Source organism: Paenibacillus sp. J22TS3 (assembly GCF_018403205.1).
Classification (GTDB): domain Bacteria; phylum Bacillota; class Bacilli; order Paenibacillales; family Paenibacillaceae; genus Fontibacillus; species Fontibacillus tuaregi.
Window position 1 is genome coordinate 786,624 of record NZ_BOSF01000002.1, and the last position, 18,043, is coordinate 804,666.

Below are 18,043 nucleotides of genomic sequence, written 5' to 3' on the forward strand. Positions count from 1 at the left end.
TCATGGAATACAGGGTTGCGCTGGTGGGAGGAGGCATCATCTCCCGCAATCACTTGGATGCGATAGCCCAGCTGCCTGAGCTGGCAGGCGTGGCCGTAGCCGATCCGAATCTGGATAAGCGTCTGGCATTGGCCTCTCAGTACGGAGTCCGGGCGTATAAGGACTACCGGGAGATGATTGAACGGGAGAAGCCGGACATTGCGGTGATTGCGGTCCCTCACCATCTGCACAAGGAATGTGCGATTTGGTGCTTGTCGCAGGGATGTCATATTTTGCTGGAGAAGCCGATGGCACTGAGTGTTCAGGAATGCGACGAGATTATTGATGCCGCCGCCCGTGCCGGAATGGCCCTCATGGTTGGGCATACCCAGCATTATCTGCCCGCCAATATCCAGGCCAGGCGGCTGATCCGGGGCGGGCAGCTTGGCAAGCTGATCGCGATTCAAGATACCCGTCACCTGTATTATTACCGGGATGAGCGTCCGGGTTGGTTTTTTGAGAAGATGAAATCGGGAGGCGGCATCATGATGAATCTGGGCGCTCACTCGATCGATAAAATCCAATTCCTGACCGGGAGCCGGGTCAGTCGGATCAGTGCGGACCTGACGTTCTATGGAACGAAAGGTGATGTCGAGGGCAGCGGTGTGGTGTTCCTTAAAACTACAAGTGGGCTTGCCGCCACTATTGTCCAATCCGGCTATGAGGGCGTATCCGGTGACAGGACGGAGCTGATCTTCACACAGGGCATGGCCAGATTAAGTCCGGGCAAGGGATTGTGGGTCTCACGCGACGGACAATACGAGCAGGTGGAGCCTGAAGATCAGGAAGACCCGTTCGTCCTGCAGTTCCGTGACCTGCTTGAAGCCATCCGCTCTGGGGCTGACCCGGAAAGCTCCGGAATTTATGCCCGGTCCGTTATTGCCGCAATTGAAGCTGTATACCGATCAGCTGAGGAAGGAGTGGAACAATTCCTTGAGCCTGAATAATCCGCCTGTCTGGAAGTACAGTATGTGTTCGACAGGGCTGAAATCCCGTTCCCTGTCTGAGGTGATGTCCACTGCCCGGGATGTGGGGCTGGATGGGGTTGAATTATGGACCCAGCACGTTGAGGATGCGCTGAAGTCCGGGGAAAGTCTGGACCAGATCAAGGCTCGGCTGCAGGAGACTGATCTTGAAGTGCCGGCTCTGGCCGCATATACCAGCTTCTCCAAGGGACCCGAGGAGATCGCGGCAGACTTGCGCGAGATCGAGCGTGCAGCAGAGCTGGCCCGGGGGGTTGGAAGCCCGCGTATTCGCACCTTCGCAGGCCATGTGCCTTCGGCGGAAGCGGGACTGAAGGAGTGGGAGGCGGCTGTGAACGGCATCCGGCAAGCTGCTTGTATATGCGCGGCTTCGGGAATCCGGCTCGCGGTCGAGATCCATAACCGTACTTACGTGGACCGGCTGGACCGGATCAAGCGCCTCGTGGATGACGTGAATGAGGAGAGCCTTGAGCTCATTTATGATCCCTTCAATCTGTTCGTGGACCACCAGGATACTCTCCCGGCGCTGGAGGTATTGTACCCCTGGATTAAGCATGTGCATTTCAAAAATTACCAGTGGAATCATCAGAATTGGGGCCTGAGCGTACCGGTTCCGATTCTTCAAGGGGATTGCGATCATTCGCTGATCATCAGCCGATTGGCGGGGCTTCAATATGAAGGATTTATTTCATTTGAATATTTCGGAGAAGGCTGCGCAGATCTGGCCAGTCGTTCTCTAACAGAGATTCGTAATTTTCTGTCCTGTCCCCCTCGCCTATAGCCGACAAAGAAACGGAGATGACCACCATGTCACTTAATTTGAAGGTTGCTGTCATTGGTCCGCAGGATTTGGTACAGGCGGTTATGGAACTCGGCTTGAAATACGAGGGATTCACGATGATTCCGGCGGCTTATCAGCATGAGAGGGATACCGTGAAGCTGGTCGCGGATTTGGCCGACCAGGCCGACATTTTTCTGTTCACCGGTCCGATTCCATATCAGATGGCCTTAAAGATCATCAAGGATAAACCTATGGTTCATGTTCATTATTCCGGGACAGCTCTGTACAAGGTCCTGTTCGATCTCATCCGCAGCGGGGTGCTTCATGCCGGCGATACTTCAGGCCTTCAGATCAGTGTGGACGTACTGGAGCGGGAAGAGATTGAAGAGAGGCTCTCCGAGATCGGAATGAGCGACAATGAGCTGTATGTGAAGTCATATAAGGTTGGTCAGGAGACCGACGAACTTGTGTCTTTTCATCATGATCTGTGGACTGAAGGCAAAGTCAAGGTCACCGTGACTTCGGTTACCTCGGTCTATGAACGGCTGAAGAAGCTGAATGTTCCGGTATACCGCGTCGTGCCGACCCGTTCCTCCATCCGGGACTGTCTGAACCGGGCCCTGCTTGAGGCAAAAAGCCTGAAGTTCAGCAGCTCGCAGATTGCCGTTGGAATTATGAATATTGATAATTTTATGAAGGTCTCCAAGGAAGTATCCTCGGAATATGAGCTGCAGCGCAAAAAACTTGTGCTTCAACAGATCCTGCTGGATTACGGGGAGGAAACGCAGGCGCTGATCAAATGGACGGACGGGGACGAGGTTTCCTTCATAACGACACGCGGAATTATTGAACAGACAACAAAGAGGTTTCAGGAGGCCCCCCTGCTGCTGGAAATCATGGAGAAGCTGCAGTGGAAAGCCAGCATCGGTATCGGCATCGGCCGCACGGCGAATGAAGCGGAAGGCAAGGCCAGGGAGGCGCTGCTCAAGGCGAAGCTGAGCGGTGGAGGCAACTGCTTCCTGATCATGCAGGATGGACTTGTATACGGTCCGATGGGCTCCGAGCTGATTCTGGAATATTCCATCCGCAGCGAGGACCCCCGGCTGTTGTCCATTGCCAAAAAGGTAGGACTCAGCGTGGGAACCATCAACAAGCTGCAATCCTTCTGCAACCGGCTGGGAACCACGACGTTCACGGCCTCGCAGCTTGCCGAAGGTTTCGGCATTACGCTGCGCAGCGCACGCCGTATCATGGCGGTGCTGGAGAAGTTCGAGATTGCTCGCATCGTAGGGGAAGAGCAGCCGGCCGGCCGCGGCCGACCCCGTCAAATCTATCACTTAACCTTAGAAGGAGCAGGCCATGAACAGAAATAGTCTATGGGCACAAGCCGTATCACTAGGTGAAGAGATTACAGCGGCACGCCGCTATCTGCATAAATATCCGGAGCTGGGCTTCGAAGAAGTGCTGACCTCGGCCTACTTGGCTGAGGAGTTGAGTAAGCTTGGCCTGCTTGTGCGCACAGGGGTGGCGGGCACGGGAATTATCGCCCTGCTGGAAGGGGCAAGTCCCGGCCCGGTAATTGCCCTGCGGGCGGATATGGATGCTCTGCCCCTGAAGGAGCAGACCGGGCTTGCATTCGCATCCGTCCATGAAGGCCGGATGCATGCCTGCGGCCACGACGGGCACATGGCCATGCTGCTTGGCGCAGCGAAGCTGCTGGCCGGCCTCAAGGGGGAACTTGCCGGAACGGTCAAGTTTATTTTCCAGCCGGCCGAGGAAATGCTGGGCGGTGCCCGGCATATGATTAGAGCGGGGGCTCTGGAATCGCCCCGCGTTGATGCGATTATCGGCCTGCATCTGTGGCCGGATTTCCCGACAGGCCAGTTCGGCCTGAAGGAGGGCACGATCATGGCGAGCATGGACCATGTCGACATTACGGTTCACGGCCGGGCAGGCCACGGGGCCGCCCCGCATCAGGCCGTCGACGCAATCTATGCGGCGTCACAGGTTCTTACGGCGCTGCAGTCGCTGATCAGCCGGGAGAGTGATCCGGCTGATCCGGTTGTACTGAGCATGGGTTCCGTGCATGGTGGAAGCCTGCCAAATATTATTGCCGACCGGGTCGAAATGAAGGGCACGGTCCGTGCGGTGCGCCGGGAGACCCGGGAGTATATGGCGCAGCGGATTCCGGAACTGGCGGAGAGTGTGGCCAGGGGTTTGAACGCGAGGGCCGAGGTCCGCTATGAATTCGGGTACCCGCCAACGGTGAATGACGGGGAATTGGTCCGCCTTGCTGAGCTGACCTTGGAAGAAGGGCCTGGCAGGTCATCTGTGAAGCGCCTCGCCCATTCCCAAATGACAAGCGAGGACATGGCCTACTATATGGAGCGGGTGCCGGGAGCTTTTGTGCTTGTAGGGACCGGAGGGGACGGTCCTGGAGAATTTCCGCTTCATCATCCCCGAATGATGATTGATGAGCGTTCGCTGACACTGGGAGCCGCATTCTTGGCGGACTATGCGGTCAGGCTGCTCCGCGAATTTCAGAACAAATTTTCAGTAACGGAAGAAATTTCAGCCTCGGGGACAGGAGACAGCATGCAGCATGTGGAATAGAGTCTTCAAGGACCTTGATCATGTTACAGGGGGTTGAAGATGATGGATGGCCCTATCTTACCGGCCGAGCCGCTAATCGGCAGACAGGCGGTATCCCGAATCGAGGCGGATTATGACCGCTTCCGGGAAGGTATGCCAGATCAAATTGAACAGTACATTTTGGAGAAGTATGGTGTGGATGTCTCATCACGATATGGAACGACCCGGATTAAGAATCCGTTCGGCAAAGCGTCTGGCCAGCTGTCGGTGAATTTGGAGCAGGTCAAGGCGGATGCCAGAGCAGGTCTGGGCTTTGTTGTGCTCAAGACCGTGATTGCCGAGAATGAGGAAGGCCAGCGTTCCATGAAGGAATGGGCGGTGAAAGAAACGCGCATGGTGGTGAACCAGATTACCGGCAAGGAGACCGGTGAGCTGGGATGGAATGTAACCTGGAGAGGCAGAGGATGGTACGGTACGCTGTCGGCCTACCTGGACTTTTTCCGCTCTGCCCTTGCTGTAGGCAGGACCCACGGAATGGTTGTGGTCCCGTCATGCAAGTATCATCTGCCCTGCCGGGAAGAGGCCGGCTATGCGCTGGATGAATACCGGCACACCACACGGATGCTTCTTCAAGTGTGGAATGAGCAGTCTGGCGCAGGACCGCTTCAAATGGAGAAGGATTTCAGCCCGACAGTAGCAGGGTCGGGACTGGCGAAGCAGCAGAATACAGTGCTGGAATGGCTTAGACAGGTGCCCTACCTCATCAAAACGGCCGCAGGGGACGCCGATCTTCAGTTGGGCATTAAGCTGATGAACACGATGTTTGACGACCGCTTTCAGCTCGAATCCATCCGCACTTTGCTTGAAGAGGGATCGGTCAGGCCTGACTATGTGATCTATGCCAACAGGCTCTACGACTCGCGTCTCAAGTTTCTAGGCAAGGAAGGCGCTGCCTACGGAGGACCGGATCTGAGCACACGGAATCTCCGCATTCTCTCCCGCTTGCGCAAGATGGAAGTGCTTGGGAAGCTGAAGCAACCGGTCCCCCCTCTGTCAGGCACAGGCAACATTCATTCCGGTAAAATGGCCGTGGAGTACGGGCTGCGGGGAGCCGAGAGCCTGCAAATGCATACAATATTTCAGCGTCCGAACTCCGCCTTTGGCATGCGCACCGGCAGCAAGACGGAACGTGCGCTGCATGAGCTGTATTTCCATCCGAAGGATGGGCTTATCACCTGGATGCTGCATGTGAAGGAACATCAGGATATTACCGGTCCGGGAGGAGTTATAAGGTTCAGCGATGTGGCTTCGTGGTACCGGAATCAGGGTAAGGAATACTTTTTGTACTTGCTGTAGGAGGGATCAAGCCTATGCATGATTATCAGCGGATCAAAGAACGAATTATGGGGGGCCTGATTCCTGCTGTTCCGGTTCCCCGTTCGGCGGATGGCGCCATTCACCTGGAGGCCCATGACCGGTATGTCCGTTATATGGCCGGGCAGCAGGTTGCAGGGGTTGCCGTATGGGTTCATACAGGGCGGGGACTGCATTTACCGTACCATGAGCGCGAGTACGTGCTTCGATCGTGGAGGAAGCAGCTCCGGGAGGACCAGCTGGTCATCGCGGGTGCCGGGGCAAGGATTGACCCTATCTGGCCCGAGGAAAGCAGAGTGGAGAGATGGAAGGAATCTGCCCGCAGGATGGTGGAGGAGGCAATGAGGTGGGGGGCGGATGCGATCCTTGTCTTCCCCCCGGTCATCTTCCGGGACCTTTCGCCCGAGGTCCGGGATGAAGCGATCGTGGAGTACCACATCGGCCTGGCAAATGAGGGCTATCCTTTGATTCTGTTCTATCTGTATGAAGAAGCCGGAGGCCTTGTTTATACCCCGAACGTATTGAGGAGATTGATGGAGCTTCCTCAGACCATCGGTATCAAAATGGCTTCACTCGACAGTGTCATGACGATGCAGGATGTGGCATCCTTGCTGGGAAGGGAGTTCCCGGACAAGCTGTTCATTACCGGGGAAGACCGGATGTTTGGGTATTCAGTGATGCGCGGAGCCAAAGGGGCGCTAGCCGGTCTAGGCGCGGCCTACCCTAATATTCAAGCGGATATGATCAAGGCGTATTTGAATGGAGAGGCAGATCGGTTTCTGGAGCTGTCTTCCAGGGTGGACGGATATGCGGAGGCGGCCTTTAAGGCCCCAATGGATAAATATATTCTGCGGATGTTATGGGTGCTGGTCATTGCGGAGGTCATACCGCCGGAAGCGGCGCATGATATCACGGGTTACGAGATGAGCCAAGATGAAGTGAAGTCCCTGCGTGAGGCTGTCTTGGTGAACCGGCTGTATTGACCCACAATGGGATATATTTTACGATTGTGTATCGTCTGGCTGTCTTCTCCGGGATGCCGGCTTTCTTGTCCGGTCCAGGTCATCAACAATTTCATTCATTTGTTCTTTCAGCTGATCCAGTGCGCTGCGGAAGCGTTCCCAATGAAAAGGGTGCCCGACCGTGGCTTTTTCGGCTTTACCGATCAGCAGAAGAAGCTCGGAAAGCTCGTCTTTGAATTCCTTGCCGTGGCCTTCGCGTTCAATCCGGTACAGTTCCTTGCGGTAGGCTGAGGCCCCGTACAGTTCCTGAATCGGTGTATCCTTAAGGAACTGGCGTCCAGTCTCAGTCAGGCTGTATACCTTTTTGCCTTCAACCGCCTCGGAGGATATCAGCTTCCGTGCTTCAAGCATATTTAACGTAGGATAGATTGAACCGGCACTGGGGACATAGATGCCTCCGGATTCTTCTTCAAGCGCTTTGATCATTTGATACCCGTGCTTAGGCCCCTGGCTTAACAGCTCCAGCAGGGCATATTTAACACCGCCTCTACCAAAAAAACGTTTCTTCCGCTCGTGTTTGCGGGTATTTTCAATTAAGTGGTCTTTTTTCTCCATGTTGCTGTTCCCCTAATTAATTACATTTTGATATATATTAAATGAACTTATGAAGGTTACCCTATTCGGGACGCTGCGACGCCGAGTGTCCTTACGACCCCTGTTGTCTCCGAAACGCTTGAACTAGCTGTCCAGTGGGGCATTTCGGAGACAAAGGCGGACGCTCCGCTCCTTCAGAATCCCTCGTCTTCTTCGCGGAGATCGGTTAATTCTAAAGTTCATTTTATACCTAGTATAAATTATGAAAATCTCATTTCATAGGAAATATTATCCTTCTCGCGGGTAAGTATCAAATATGTGCCTTCTTTTATTTCACATATGGATTTCCTATAATAGACATGGCAGAACTAATGAAAACACTTAAGGAGGATTTACATGCCTAACCATTTACAAGATACAGTGAAACTAAACAATGGAGTACAAATGCCGTGGTTTGGTCTTGGCGTATGGCAGGTTAAGGAAGGCGACGAGGTGGTTAGCTCGGTGAAGGCGGCAATCCGTAACGGATACCGCAGTATTGATACTGCTGCTGCTTACAAGAATGAGGAAGGCGTTGGACAAGCCATTCGCGAGGCGCTGGAGGAGAACGGGCTTAAGCGTGAAGATCTCTTCATTACAACTAAAGTATGGAACTCCGATCAAGGATACGAATCCACCCTGCAGGCGATTGACACCAGCCTTAGCAAGCTGGGCCTGGATTATGTGGACCTGTACTTGATTCATTGGCCAGTTAAAGGCAAATATAAAGATACATGGAAGGCGATGGAGAAGTTATATCAGGATGGCAAGGCTAAGGCGATCGGCGTATGCAACTTCCACGTTCATCATCTTGAAGATCTGCTTGTCGATGCTTCAGTAACTCCAGCCGTCAACCAAATTGAGCTTCATCCGTACCTGAGCCAGAAGGAAATCCGCGACTTCTGCGATTCCAAAGGAATTGTAGTGGAAGCTTGGTCACCACTTGCACAGGGAAAGGTCCCTCAGGACGAGAAGCTGAAAGCGATCGGTGAGAAATATGGCAAAACTGCGGCCCAGGTCGTTCTCCGCTGGGATCTCCAGCACCGGATCATCACTATTCCGAAGTCGGTCCATGAAGAACGGATTATCAGTAATGCGGACATATTCAATTTCGAGCTGAGTCCTGAAGACATGGCTGCTATTGATGCGCTGAATCTTAATGAACGTACCGGACCGGACCCGGACAATTTTAACTTTTAATTGCAGTTCAATTGCAAGAGGCTGTGCCTGAGATCGTAGCGATCTTGGGCACAGCTTTTTTGTTGAATCAGCGATTTACGTGGATCGATGGTTTATTTACAGCTTGACCCAGGCAACAAGCCCATCGGGTTGATCCGGGTTGATGCCTTGGCGCTCGGCGCTGGCCAGAGCGGCGATTTGCGGAATGAAAATGAACGGGATGCCCCGTACCGCTGTGTCCAACGGTTGTTCTGTCGTAAACGCGAGGTCAAGGAATTCATGCGGCAGCACCCCCGCACGATCGGCGAATCCGATGACGGTAGCTCCCCGCTCCTTAATATCACGCACCAGGTTGTGCTGATGCTGGATGCCGCTGTCTGAAAAGGCGGCGATAACCAAGGTGTTCGATCCTACCGTCACCATCGGACCATGCCGCACGTCCAGGAAATGGTAAGCATGGGCTTGGGTTCTGGCAATCTCAGTTATGGCGAGGGCGCCTTCGGCAGCAAGTCCGTGCAGCTCCCCGTCTCCAAGCAGGACGGCGTTCGTCCAGTTATAGTCAGAGGTCCGGCGGATACTGTCCTCCACGCGCGCCATGTAAGCTTCGCCTTGGTTAATAGCTTCCTGCATATCAGCAATCAGGTCTTCATCTCCGGCAAGAAAAGCGGCGAGCAGAAGGTTGGCCGCATACAGATTGGTCACCGTACGGGTTTGGCAGACGCTATGATCGAAGGCCCAAGGCAGTTCGAGGGAAAAGTCAGCGCTTGCGGACAAAGGAGAATCCGCGACACAGGAAATCGTTAATACGGGAATATGCTGGCCGCCTGACCTGAGCAGACGCAAAGATTCAACCACCTCGCTGGTGCTGCCGGACCGTGACGGCGCAATGGCCAGGGTACCGGACAGCATGGAGCGATAGCGGTCGGCATGGAGCATCAGATCCCCAGCCGCCAAGGAGATTGCAGGCAGGCCGGCGCGCAAACGGAAGGAGAACGCAGCCGCTTCGCTCAGACAATAGCTGGACCCACAGCCAATGAAGGTTACAGAGGTAACCTTCTGGGCTCGGACAAAGGCGGTAAATTCATCGCGTTTGGCCAGCATATAATCATAAGTCATCTGCAGGGCCTTATATTGGTCTTTTACTTCACGATACGTCAAACTCATACAATGTACCTCCTGAAATTAAAGTGAAATGATGATGACTTTCTTCATATTCATGATCATTATAATCAAAAGTATAGCATAAAAAGATGTATCCAATCATAATTATGACTATATATTAGCGAAAAGAGCAAGAAATTTTTACAAAATGATTGATTTAATCAAAATAAAAGATTATTATGATCACAAGCTAATCATTCATTTATCAGCCGGGACTTGTCCGGCCAGCCGAGGGAGGTGTGCAAATTCTCTGAAACGCCGCCGGATTGTAGCTCTGTGAAGGAGCCGGAAAAAACAGGTGCAGCCAGGGATGCTGGCTCGTTTCGTCCAATTGCAATTCATCCTTTCATCCTACACAATAGAGCTAACACGGGCTGAACGCCCAGATATATCAAAGGAGAGAAGTATGCAATATTCAAAGGGTGAGCTGCGCAGAGCGAAAACGCTGGAGCTAATTAAATCGCACGGCAAAATATCGCTGCAGGAGATCGTTGAGGTCATTGGCTGCTCGGTAGCTACGGCAAGGCGGGATCTGGATGCTCTGGAGAAAGCAGACGCGATTATCCGCACATCTGGCGGAGCCATTTATGAAGGGGCGCTGTTGTCTTCAGCCGCAGAGCTGCCTTTTGCCGCCAAGCGTGATTACAGACGACAGGATAAAGAACGGATAGCTGAAGCCGCAGCAGATTTGGTCCAGGAAGGGGATATTATCTGCCTAACCGGGGGGACAACAACGTTCTTTATTGCGAAAGCGCTTAAAAAACATCGCAATATAACGATTGTGACCAATGCGGTGAATATCGCTTATGAGCTGGCCGATGCGGAAGACATTACGGTTGTAGTCATCGGCGGAGTAATGCGGGCCAAAAGCTATGAGCTAAGCGGTCCGCTGGCGGAGAACGTAATTGATAAAATTAACATTACCAGAATGTTTCTCGGGGTGGACGGCGTATCTCAGAATCACGGTTTTACGATGCATTCCGAGCTTGAAGCCCGTATAGCCCAATTCATGATGGATCGTTCCAGCGAGGTCTATGCTGTATTTGATCAAAGCAAGCTTGAGAAGAGCGCTTTGTTTACAATTGTACCCCTAAATCAGGTAACTGGGGTAATTACGGATATGCAGCTGGAGGGATGGTTTGAGCAAGCGTGCCGGGAGCAGCAGATTGCCATACACACAGCCAGAGATCACACCGCTTCGATACAATAACGCTTTATTCTCAAGCTGATCTCCTCTAGATATGCTGGAAATTTTGCAGGATCAAGGGAGGATATGCGAATGCAGTTTTCTAGGTTTATGCAGTTCATTGCGGCTGTTTGCGTTGTATTTGCCGTAGCAGGTTGTGGAAGCCCTTCCACAAGCGGCAGCGAATCTACAGACCCGCAAGGCAAAGTGAAGCTGGTCTTTTGGAGCCATCAAGAAGACGGAATTGTAAACGCATACAAGAAGCTGATCTCCAAGTATCAGTCCTCACACCCCGATGTAATTATTGAGTACCAGACCTTCCCGTATGATGTCTATAATCAGAAGCTGAAAGCTTCATTCTCTGCGAAAAAGCCGCCCGATGTCGCCGAATTCTTCGGCACCTGGGTTCCGCAATATTCCAAGAATGGGCTGCTCGTTGAAATCCCCGATAGCGAGAACACAAAAAAGGCTTATTATGATGCACCCCTAGGCGGATATATGCGCGATAACAAGCTGTATGGACTTCCGCTGGAATACAACATTGAAAATGGCGGGATGCTGATTCACCCGAAAATGCTGAAAGATAAAGGCCTGGATCATCCTCCGTCCACCTGGGCGGAACTTGTGGATTACGCCAAAAAACTGACTGTTCGTGAGGGCAGTGCCATCAAGGTCAAGGGATTTGATTTTGTATCGACAGACAATATCACGTTTACCTTCTTATCGCTAATTCTGCAGCAAGGCGCAAGCTTCTGGGGAGATGACGGACATGTGAATTTCCACACTCCAGAAGCGCAAAAGGCGATGTCCGCCATGGTGTCGCTTGTGGCCGATGACAAGGTGGCGGATCTGACCACCTTCGGTGGGGAGCTGGACACCTCCGACTATTTTTTCCGGGGGAACTCGGCCATGACCTATCGAGGCCCTTGGACGATTGCTGCGGGACTGAACAACTATAAAGTAAATGATTTTGAGTACGTCCCCGTGCCGTCATTTACAGGGAACCCGCCTGCCTTTGCGGCTGAATCTGGTTGGGGTCTTGCCGTGTCCAAGCAAAGCAAGCGGCAGGAGGCTGCGCTTGAGTTCATCCGCTTCATCTCGGAGAAAGACAATCTTTCAACATGGAATACGGACACTTTTACCGTACCGGCCAAAAAGGAAATCGCCGAAGATCCAGAGTTCCGGAAGAGCAATCCTCAGATCAAAGCTTCGCTGGACATATTGCAGCTCGGCCAATGGATCGGGCCTGTAGCGGATCGCGATCTCTTCTTCAAGCAGGTCAACGACAATTTTCAGTTGATGGTCAGCAAACAGATGAGTGTGGAGGATGGATTGGCGAATATCGAACGGATCATCAACGAAAGTCAGGATCAACACAAGTGATAGGGGTGCTGGGGCATGAGTACATCTGTATCAACCAAGAAGGCGGATAAGATTGAACCGGCCGTCAGAGGGGCGGGCTACAAGGCAAAACGGAGATTCATCATCATCTCTCTGGTGCCGATTCTGCTCCTGTTCGGGGTGTTTGCTTTCCTTCCCATTGGGTGGAGCTTGGGCTTGTCCGTATTTAAATATGACCCGCTCAGCTCGACTGCATTGTTCGTAGGAGCAGACAACTATATCCGCATGGCCCAGGATTCTATATTCTTGAAGTCACTATGGGTAACTTTCAAATTTGTAATTATCGCCGTGGCTGTGAATATTGTCATTACGCTTATAATCGCTTCGGCTATTCAGCGGGTTCGCATTCCATGGATCAAGAATTTGTTCCGGACCGTATTCTTTCTCCCGACGATCGCACCGCTGGCAGGAACAGCCATCGTATGGAGTACGATGTTCAATTACAACAACGGCTTGTTCAACATGGTGCTGGCCAAATTGCATATGGAACCGGTTCAGTGGCTCAGCGATCCGCATTATGCGCTTTATTCCGTCATTATGATGACCTTGTGGGCAGACATCGGCTATAACATCGTTCTGTTTATTGCCGGGCTGGATTCCATTCCCGACATGTACTATGAGGCCGCGATTCTGGAAGGCGCGAGCCGTTGGCATATATTTTTCCATATTACACTGCCGCTGCTCCGCAGAACCCTGCTGTTTGTTTCGGTAACTACAGTTGTTTCTTACTTCCAGGCCTTTGCCCAATTCCAGATCATGACGAAGGGGGAGCCCTTCAACGAGACCCGGGTGCTGTCGCTGCACATCTATGATCAGGCCTTCTCCAATTCGAATATGGGATATGCTTCGGCTATGGCAACGGTGTTTCTAGTGGTCATTCTGTTGGTGACCCTGCTGCAGCTGAGATTGGGACGTACGCAGTGGGAACATTGAGAGGGGAGGGGGAAGATATGCCCCGTAAACACAGTCTATTTGACATCATTCTTATCGCCGTATTAACGGGTGCGGCCTGTATCATGCTGCTGCCCTATGTCTGGATGGTGTTGTCTTCCCTGAAGAGCAATATGGATATCGTCTCTGGCTCCGGTGGAATGTTCCCCCGGCAGCCAAGCTTGGAGGGATACCGGACGGTTCTGCAGGATGCGCCGTTTGTCACATGGATGCTGAACAGCTTGGTGACCTCCGTGGTTATTACGGTGATCACTCTGCTTACCAGCTCTGTGGCCGGATATATTTTTGCCAAACATCAATTTAAAGGTAAGAGGCTGTTGTTCATCCTGATTCTGGCGACCATGATGATCCCGTTTCAGGTCATTATGATTCCGACCTATCTGCTTACATCCGAGCTTGGGTTGGTTAACAACATCATGGCAATTATTTTACCGAATCTGGTCAGCTCTTACGGTGTGTTTCTGGCCAAACAGTTCATCGAGGAGATCCCTCAGGAACTACTGGAGGCTGCAAGATTGGATGGTGCCGGGGAGTTCAGAGTCATGCTGCGCATCATTTCACCGCTTATCCTGCCAATGCTGTCGGCCTTGGGGATCTTTACGTTTATGAACTCCTGGAATAATTACCTGTGGCCGCTGATCGTATTGAATGACGAGAGCAAAATGACCGTTCCGCTCGCACTTGTATATTTTAACGGAACCCATCAGGTCAATTACAACGTGGTGATGTCCGCGGCAGTTATGATTACCATACCGGTTATTATTATGTTCCTGATTTTCCAAAAGCAATTTATTAAGGGCTTGACTATGACAGGCATGAAATAAAGGTAAGGAGACGACGAGTTATGACTAAAATTTCAATTATTGGCGCAGGCAGTGCGTTTACCCAAGACATCGCTATGGATATTCTGATGATTGAAGACTTGGAGGCAGGCACCATTGCTCTGGTAGATATCGACGCACAGCGGCTCGAGATTGCCCGCAAGCTGGTGCTCAAGATTGTGGAGCTGACGGGGAAACGGTGGGAAGTGATCGCTTCCACAGAACGCAGGGAGGTCATAGGAGGTTCCCAGTTTGTCATTAACCAGATTGAAGTTGGGGGTCTGGAGAACGTTCGTTACGAATATGAAATCCCGTTGAAATACGGGGTTAATCAATGTATTGGGGATACGCTGGGACCCGGAGGTCTCTTCAAGACGCTGCGTACGCTTCCTAGCTGGATAGAGATTGTTCAAGATATTGAAGAGCTGTGTCCGGACTCCACGATTCTGAACTATACCAATCCGATGTCCGCCGTAACGCTTCTGACTTCCCGGATCACGGATATTCCAGTGGTCGGGCTGTGTCACTCCATTCAGAACACGTCTGCTCAGCTGGCAGAATATGCCGGTGTTCCGTATAATGAAATGAACTGGAAAGCCGGCGGCATCAATCACATGTCTTGGTTTGTCGAGCTGTCCCATGCTGGTAAAGACCTGTATCCCGTTCTGCTCGATAAGATGAAGGACCCCGAGTTGCTGAAGCAGGACCCGGTCCGTCTAGACGCCATGAAATATTTGGGTGCCTTCGTTTCGGAATCCAGCGGTCACTTCTCGGAGTATATTCCATATTACCGGAAACGCCAGTCGCTGATCGACAAGCACTGCAACTCCGGCTACAACGGCGCCACGGGTTTCTACGCTGACAACTGGCCGATCTGGCGCAAGGAGAACGATGAGAGGATCCTGGCACAGCTGGAGGGCAGGCAGCCGCTTGAGCTGAAATCCAGCAATGAATATGCGGCGGTTATCATCGAAGCTGTATTGAAGAACGAGCCGAAGGTCATATACGGCAACGTTCCTAATCGGGGGCTAATCGAGAATCTACCGCAGAACGGCGTGGTTGAAGTGGCCTGTCTGGTTGACCGCAGGGGCGTGCAGCCTACCAGATTCGGAAGCCTCCCTGAGCACTTGGCTGCTCTGTGCCGCTCGAACATGGCTTTCTTTGAACTTGCTGTGGAAGCCGTGCTGAAGAGGGACAAGGAAATGGCCCGCCATGCGCTGATGGTGGACCCGCTATCTGCGGCCGTCTGCTCCCTGGAGGAAATCAGCAGCATGTTCGAAGAGCTGTATGAGGCGGAACAAGGCTTTATTCCGGTGTTGAAATGATGCAAAACGCTGAATCAAAGCCAATTGTTGTCGTCGCCGGAGAGCTTAACGTGGACATCATTATATCCGGCAGGGATGTCATGCCGGAATGGAACCGGGAGAAGATGGTTGACGGCTTTGAGATCGTTCTTGGATCATCCTCGGCCATTACGGCCTGTGCGCTTGCCAGCCTTGGAGCGGATGTGAGGTTCGTGAGTGTGGTGGGAGACGACGATTTCGGTACATTCTGCACGGATGAGCTGCAGCGCATGGGAGTCAATACGGAGCATGTAACCCGGCTTCCGGGTGTCAAGACTGGGGTGACCCTGAGCTTGTCCACACCGGAAGACCGCGGATTGTTAACCTACGCCGGCAGCATCCCGCTGTTGACTCCGCATTATATTCCAAGGACGCTGCTGCAGCAGGCTGCACACCTGCACTTCGGCTCTTATTATTTGCAGGACGGAATGAGGCCGCACTGGCCGGAGTTATTTAGAAGGCTGCGTGCGGACGGGATCAGCACGTCCTTTGATACAGGATGGGATGTGGCTAATCAATGGGATCGCGAGGGAATCTCTGCCGTGTTGAAGGAGACCGATCTGTTCATTCCGAGTGAGGATGAACTGCTGCATATCTTTCCGGCTGACCGGGTAGCCGATGTGCTGGAATCCGAGCTTCCTTCCACAGGAGGATTGATTGTGGTCAAGCAGGGCTCCAGAGGAGCTTCGCTTCGTGAGCCTGATGGAAGCACGATATCCGCCGGACCGTATGCCATGACTCCTGTAGACACGACGGGAGCAGGGGATTGCTTTAATGCCGGGATCATATATGGCTATCTGCTCGGCCGGCGCGGCGAAGAGCTGCTGCGGTTCGCCAATGCGTGCGGGGCGTTGTCTACGCTTGGCATTGGGGGCACCGGCAGCCTGCCGACGGTAGAGGCTGTACTTCGTCTGCAAGCCGGAGAATGATCTGTGAAATCGTGGTTCAAATTTGCGGGATCAAGTTGATCAAGGGAGTGAGGGAACCGATGAAATTCGGAAAAATGCTGGCGCTTGGATTAAGCGTTGTAGTTGGGCTGGGCCTGGCAGCCGGGCCTGAGCGGTTATCGGCAGCAGCTTCCGCAGCAAGCACGGATTACTACGTGGCGACAAATGGTAATGACTCCAACGCGGGTACGAGCAGCGCGCCATGGAAGACACTTCAGCATGCGGCTGACACAGTTCCTGCGGGCAGTACGGTTCATGTCCGGGGCGGGAGTACAATCAGAAGCTGAAGATCACCCGTTCCGGCTCGGCCTCGCAAGGTCCCATTGTTTTTATGAATGAAGGCAACGAGGCTCCAATCCTTGACGGCACTGGACTTTCGGTGAAGGGGATTGAGGGGCTGATCGAACTCGCCGATGTGAACTATGTTACGATTAAGGGCTTTGAAGTTCGCAATTATACTACTTCTACCAAGAACGTGATGCCGGTGGGCATTTACGTGCGCGGATCGGGCAGTTTTATCGATTTATCCGGGAACAAAATCCATGACATCAAAAACACCGCCACCCCGACCGGCAGCGATTTGCTTGGCCGGGATGCGCATGGGATCGCTGTATATGGAACAAAAGCCCCTGAATCCATTCACGACATTACAATCTCGGGCAATGAGCTGTACAACCTTGTGCTGGGCTCCAGCGAATCGTTGGTTCTGAATGGCAATGTGGACTCCTTTGCAGTGACCGGCAATCTTATACATGATAACGACAACATTGGAATCGACCTTATCGGCTTCGAGGGGAAAGCCCCGAATACAGCTTATGATCAGGTGCGGAACGGTCTGGTGAAGGGCAACCGGATCTACAATATTTCTACGAAGAATAACCCTTCTTATGAGGACATGTCGGCAGGCGGCATATACGTGGATGGCGGCAAAGACAGCATCATTGAACAGAACTACAGCTACAACAACGATATTGGCATCGAGGTGGCTTCCGAGCATGCCGGCAAATCAACCAGCAATATAACGGTGCGCAGCAACCTGGTGAAGGGCAACCGGGTCACTGGAATCGCCATGGGAGGATATGACACCAAGCGCGGCTCCACGGCCGATTGCAAGATCGTGAACAATACCCTGTATAAAAATGATACGTTGGGTGATGAGAACGGCCAGCTGCTGCTCCAGTATGATACGAGAAATAACATCATTAAGAACAACATCTTTGTGGCCAGTTCCACAAACATACTTATCAAAAATGATTACACCAAGAATTCCGGGAACATCGTGGATTATAATTTATATTTCTCCCCTAGCGGAAGCGGTAAAGCGATCTGGACATGGAAAAATAAAAGCTACACAGGTTTCTCTGCATATAAAACGGGAACCGGCAATGATGCGCATTCTTTGTTCAGCGATCCTAAATTTGTGAATGCAGCGGGGGACGATTACCATCTTCAATCCTCGTCTCCGGCAGTTGATGCAGGCGACACGGACCGTGCGATCATCGGAGATTTGGATTTAGACGGGAAGCCTAGAGTTCAGGGAACCGCTGTGAATATTGGCGCTTACGAGTAAGCTCCGTTCATAGAGCTTACAGGATATGCACGGCCATCTGTGGAGTGCACGTACACATGGACGTGAACGCTGCAGATTCAGGCCACACTAAATAAGCGGGTCACCTCAAATGTAATTATT

General features: G+C 52.4%; 15 protein-coding genes and 1 pseudogene. 14 read left to right on the forward strand and 2 right to left on the reverse strand.

The annotated features are described in order from the left end of the window. Nucleotides 1-2: 2 nt before the first annotated feature. The 6 genes from KJS63_RS09505 to KJS63_RS09530 are packed head-to-tail and all read left to right on the forward strand — an operon-like array spanning nt 3 to nt 6,752. The gene (locus KJS63_RS09505) at nt 3-986 is read left to right on the forward strand and encodes a Gfo/Idh/MocA family protein (RefSeq protein ID WP_213618861.1); all 984 of its coding nucleotides are present in this window, start codon (nt 3-5) and stop codon (nt 984-986) included. Then, nucleotides 973-1,803 (forward strand): sugar phosphate isomerase/epimerase family protein, encoded by an 831-nt coding sequence (locus tag KJS63_RS09510; protein WP_213618862.1) that lies wholly within the window; start codon nt 973-975, stop codon nt 1,801-1,803. The genes KJS63_RS09505 and KJS63_RS09510 overlap by 14 nt, the downstream gene beginning before the upstream one ends. Nucleotides 1,804-1,829: 26 nt before the next feature. After that, entirely contained in the window at nt 1,830-3,176 is a 1,347-nt protein-coding gene (locus tag KJS63_RS09515; protein ID WP_213618863.1) for a helix-turn-helix domain-containing protein, read from the forward strand. After that, nucleotides 3,163-4,416, forward strand: a complete 1,254-nt coding sequence (locus KJS63_RS09520; protein ID WP_213618864.1) for a M20 metallopeptidase family protein — start codon at nt 3,163-3,165, stop codon at nt 4,414-4,416. The genes KJS63_RS09515 and KJS63_RS09520 overlap by 14 nt, the downstream gene beginning before the upstream one ends. A gap of 39 nt (nt 4,417-4,455) precedes the next feature. Continuing rightward, nucleotides 4,456-5,751: a beta/alpha barrel domain-containing protein gene (locus KJS63_RS09525; protein WP_213618865.1), complete on the forward strand. Its 1,296-nt coding sequence runs from the start codon at nt 4,456-4,458 to the stop codon at nt 5,749-5,751. A 14-nt stretch (nt 5,752-5,765) separates the two neighbouring features. Further along, on the forward strand, nt 5,766-6,752 hold the full coding sequence (locus KJS63_RS09530; protein WP_213618866.1) for a dihydrodipicolinate synthase family protein: 987 nt from the start codon (nt 5,766-5,768) through the stop codon (nt 6,750-6,752). 18 nt (nt 6,753-6,770) lie between these two features. Here KJS63_RS09530 and KJS63_RS09535 read toward each other — a convergent pair whose 3' ends face one another. After that, nucleotides 6,771-7,346 (reverse strand): PadR family transcriptional regulator, encoded by a 576-nt coding sequence (locus KJS63_RS09535; protein ID WP_213618867.1) that lies wholly within the window; start codon nt 7,344-7,346, stop codon nt 6,771-6,773. A 375-nt stretch (nt 7,347-7,721) separates the two neighbouring features. Here KJS63_RS09535 and KJS63_RS09540 point away from each other — a divergent pair, with 375 nt between their 5' ends. After that, a complete protein-coding gene (locus KJS63_RS09540; RefSeq protein WP_213618868.1) occupies nt 7,722-8,564 on the forward strand; it encodes an aldo/keto reductase in 843 nt (280 codons plus the stop codon). 96 nt (nt 8,565-8,660) lie between these two features. On the opposite strand, the gene KJS63_RS09545 is transcribed toward KJS63_RS09540, so the two are convergent. Beyond that, nucleotides 8,661-9,707 carry an SIS domain-containing protein gene (locus KJS63_RS09545; RefSeq protein WP_213618869.1) on the reverse strand — a complete coding sequence of 349 codons (1,047 nt, stop codon included), beginning with the start codon at nt 9,705-9,707 and terminating at the stop codon, nt 8,661-8,663. 403 nt (nt 9,708-10,110) lie between these two features. Here KJS63_RS09545 and KJS63_RS09550 point away from each other — a divergent pair, with 403 nt between their 5' ends. The 7 genes and pseudogenes from KJS63_RS09550 (at nt 10,111) to KJS63_RS09580 (ending at nt 17,923) form a co-directional block, all read left to right on the forward strand. Then, nucleotides 10,111-10,914, forward strand: a complete 804-nt coding sequence (locus tag KJS63_RS09550) for a DeoR/GlpR family DNA-binding transcription regulator (protein WP_213618870.1) — start codon at nt 10,111-10,113, stop codon at nt 10,912-10,914. A gap of 69 nt (nt 10,915-10,983) precedes the next feature. Further along, nucleotides 10,984-12,273 carry an ABC transporter substrate-binding protein gene (locus KJS63_RS09555; protein WP_213618871.1) on the forward strand — a complete coding sequence of 430 codons (1,290 nt, stop codon included), beginning with the start codon at nt 10,984-10,986 and terminating at the stop codon, nt 12,271-12,273. A gap of 15 nt (nt 12,274-12,288) precedes the next feature. Next, on the forward strand, nt 12,289-13,224 hold the full coding sequence (locus KJS63_RS09560) for a carbohydrate ABC transporter permease (protein WP_213618872.1): 936 nt from the start codon (nt 12,289-12,291) through the stop codon (nt 13,222-13,224). A 17-nt stretch (nt 13,225-13,241) separates the two neighbouring features. Beyond that, nucleotides 13,242-14,066, forward strand: coding sequence for a carbohydrate ABC transporter permease (locus tag KJS63_RS09565; RefSeq protein WP_213618873.1), 825 nt, complete (start codon nt 13,242-13,244; stop codon nt 14,064-14,066). Nucleotides 14,067-14,086: 20 nt separating this feature from the next. Continuing rightward, nucleotides 14,087-15,388: an alpha-galactosidase gene (gene melA, locus KJS63_RS09570; protein WP_213618874.1), complete on the forward strand. Its 1,302-nt coding sequence runs from the start codon at nt 14,087-14,089 to the stop codon at nt 15,386-15,388. Between the two features lie 50 nt (nt 15,389-15,438). Further along, on the forward strand, nt 15,439-16,335 hold the full coding sequence (locus KJS63_RS09575) for a carbohydrate kinase family protein (protein WP_244862549.1): 897 nt from the start codon (nt 15,439-15,441) through the stop codon (nt 16,333-16,335). A 59-nt stretch (nt 16,336-16,394) separates the two neighbouring features. Continuing rightward, nucleotides 16,395-17,923: pseudogene (locus tag KJS63_RS09580) on the forward strand (choice-of-anchor Q domain-containing protein). Nucleotides 17,924-18,043 lie beyond the last annotated feature (120 nt).